This is a genomic window from Pseudoalteromonas sp. MSK9-3, assembly GCF_003590335.1.
GTDB lineage: Bacteria > Pseudomonadota > Gammaproteobacteria > Enterobacterales > Alteromonadaceae > Pseudoalteromonas.
Genome location: NZ_MIET01000020.1, coordinates 1 through 3,027, shown reverse-complemented (window position 1 = coordinate 3,027; position 3,027 = coordinate 1). Strand labels below are relative to the sequence as shown.

Here is a 3,027-nt window from a genome sequence, read left to right as displayed (position 1 = left end):
TATGCGGTATTAGCAGTCGTTTCCAACTGTTGTCCCCCACCAAAAGGCATATTCCCAAGCATTACTCACCCGTCCGCCGCTCGTCAGCAGATAGCAAGCTATCTCTGTTACCGCTCGACTTGCATGTGTTAGGCCTGCCGCCAGCGTTCAATCTGAGCCATGATCAAACTCTTCAATTAAAAGTTTTTTTGAAACCTAAGTTTCGTGCTCATTGAATTCTGATTTTGATTTCTTTCGAAATCGAATTGACTGTGCTGAAACAAGTAAACTTGTTTCCGTTGGTCACTCAGTTTCTCCGAAGAGAAAATCAATTGAGACTCTAATTTTTTTGCTAGCTTCAATCTAAGAAAGAAGGTTCGCTGTTAGAACTCAATCTGTACGAGTGCCCACACAGATGATTGCTTCATATTTTTAAAGAACGTTGCGATGATTAAGCGCTTTGCTTTATCTCGCTAGGGCTGCGCATGTTACGCTTTCCTATTTTTTTGTCAACACTTAATTTTAAATAAGTTTTTAACGCTAAGTTTTACTTGACGCTGACTCGTTTTAATTTGCTTTTCAGCGTGTTGCTCCGTGTCAGTGGGGTCGCATTATAGGGCGTTCATTAATTTGTTCAAGCACTTTTTTAAACTTTTTATCTGTTCGCACAAATAAACAGCTAAATGCCTTTTTTAGACTAATTAACAATCAACAAAACGTATAATTGCGATAACTTTGATAAGTAATACCAATCTGCATAAAGATTAAGTCAATTTAATCCAATCTCTTGAGCACATCTTTCTAACTCTCTCAGGAACTGAAATGAATTTGTTCCATGCTTTTGAAACTTGCTCAACAATATCTTCATAACCCTTAAATGTACGATTGGATAAACAGTGCTGACGGAGCCAACTCCAAACTTGTTCTATTGGATTTAATTCAGGTGAATATGGTGGTAGTTTGATCAACGTGACATTATTAAAAGGCTGAACGGTATCGAATGTATGCCAACCAGCACCATCCATAATAACAACTGCATGTCTTCCAAGTTCGGTAGCTTTCGATATTTGTTCCATATGTAATGTCATCGCTTCTTTATTTACGCAAGGTGTTATTAATGCTTCTGTCTTGCCATTTTCAGGGCAGACAGCACCAAATAGATACCCATACTCAAATTGTTGCTACTTTACTGCACGAGGTCTTGAGCCTGTCGCAGCCCATAAACGTGTTGTTTGGTTTTGTTGACCGAAACGAGCTTCATCTTGAAACCAAACATCAATTCGCTCAAGAGGTAGGTGCCCTGGGGTGTGAAGGATCGTTTCCAATAGGAAGTTTTTTAAAAGTTTCCTGGCATTCTCGTGATTGTTTGGGGTGTCTTGAACGGCTCGTTATCCAGCTAAACCCAAGCTTCTTGAGGAGTTTGTATATATGGTCTGAATGGTAACGAACTGAAAATTGGATAAATATATAGTTCCCAATGTCTTCGCCTGTAAGCCGCCCTCCATCCGAAGAATTGGCTGACTGAATTATATGAGCTGAAAGGAGTTCGAGTTGGCTGGGCGTTAATTTAGCAGGGCGTCCTTGTATCGGCTTACTATCAAGTCCTTCTAAGCCTTTATTTAAGTAGTTTGATACCCACTTATTAACACTGCTTCTCGCAGTATTCAAACGTTTGGCAATATTGGTTCGGTTTTCACCTTCTAAAAATAAGGATACTGCGAGTAATCGAATACGCTTTCTGGCATTTGATTCTCTTCGAGATAGTGCTAAGAGCTTTCTAGATGTATCTAAATCCATATAAGTGAGCATGCTTTAATCCGTGTACATATATTAGATCATAAACTTAAGCAGATTGGTATAAAATACAATTTCCCACTCAATCAGCAATGAATAATAAAGCCCTTTACGTCACTTTACCTCTCAAAATATCATTATTAATTCCAAAACCGACATAAGCCACAGCCTAAAATTAAGAGTTTAATCATATTATATTCGCAATCTTTACTGCACTATACCGGCATCGTTCGAGATTAAGCTAAGTAAACTCGTACTATAAAATCTTTCTCTGCAAAATTCGATTCTGATTCCACCCAATAAAAATTTACTTAGGATCTATTTTTGGGGGAAGTAGCACTGAAACTAGTTTTAACTATAACGAGAACCCAGACCGGTGTGAGGACGACTGTGAGTGAGAGCTCTGAAAACTGTGATAATAACAGTGGTAAAAAACATGAGAGGTATGGATCCTGACCTGCGTCAGGAAGACAACAAGGTGGGCGTAATCAAAACCCCGCCTCTAAATATAAGACTACCGTCTCCCTGAATTCATTTCGGGGTCTATGCCTTTCACTGCCTTTTACGAATACAGAAAGGTGTGAAAATAACAATGGTAAGTATGAGTGTATTGGATCCTGATCTTCGTCAGGAAGACAAAAGGGCCCGCGTAATAAAAAAGCCACGCTTAAAGACAAAACCCCGTCTCCCTGAATTCATTTCAGGGTCCATTCTTTTCACTATCCTTCATGCATGGCGACCTGAATCCCCTTCCTAATCCCCATTTTTCTCAAATCCCTTTCCCTAAACCCCAAATGCAAAAAACCCGTCGCATCTCTGCAACGGGTTTCTCTAATTTAATGCCTGGCAATGTTCTACTTTCACATGGCAACTGCCACACTATCATCGACGCTGTTTCGTTTCACTTCTGAGTTCGGCATGGGGTCAGGTGGGTCCAAAACGCTATTGTCACCAAGCAAATCTGGTGTGTTAACTCGCTACCGCAAGCCAACTAAATCTGGAATTCTGATAAATATTAGTCAATCTATGACCAATTCTTGTAAAACGCTACTTTAGTAACATTAACTTCTGTCGCTTATAAACCACTTTGGCGTTGTATGGTTAAGCCTCACGGGTAATTAGTACTGGTTAGCTTAACATGTCACCATGCTTCCACACCCAGCCTATCAACGTTGTAGTCTCCAACGGCCCTTCAGAGAGCTTATAGCTCTAGTGAGAACTCATCTCGAGGCCTGCTTCGCGCTTAGATGCTTT

At 40.1% G+C, this 3,027-nt stretch carries 3 rRNA genes and 1 pseudogene; all 4 read right to left on the bottom strand.

The features are described from left to right. Window positions 1-179: ribosomal RNA gene (locus BGP78_RS07150) — 16S ribosomal RNA — on the bottom strand; the annotation flags it as partial. Between the two features lie 564 nt (window positions 180-743). Continuing rightward, window positions 744-1,776, bottom strand: a pseudogene (locus BGP78_RS07145) (IS630 family transposase). Window positions 1,777-2,614: 838 nt separating this feature from the next. Then, window positions 2,615-2,729 (bottom strand): 5S ribosomal RNA (gene rrf, locus BGP78_RS07140). A 141-nt stretch (window positions 2,730-2,870) separates the two neighbouring features. Next, window positions 2,871-3,027 (bottom strand): 23S ribosomal RNA (locus BGP78_RS07135); the annotation flags it as partial.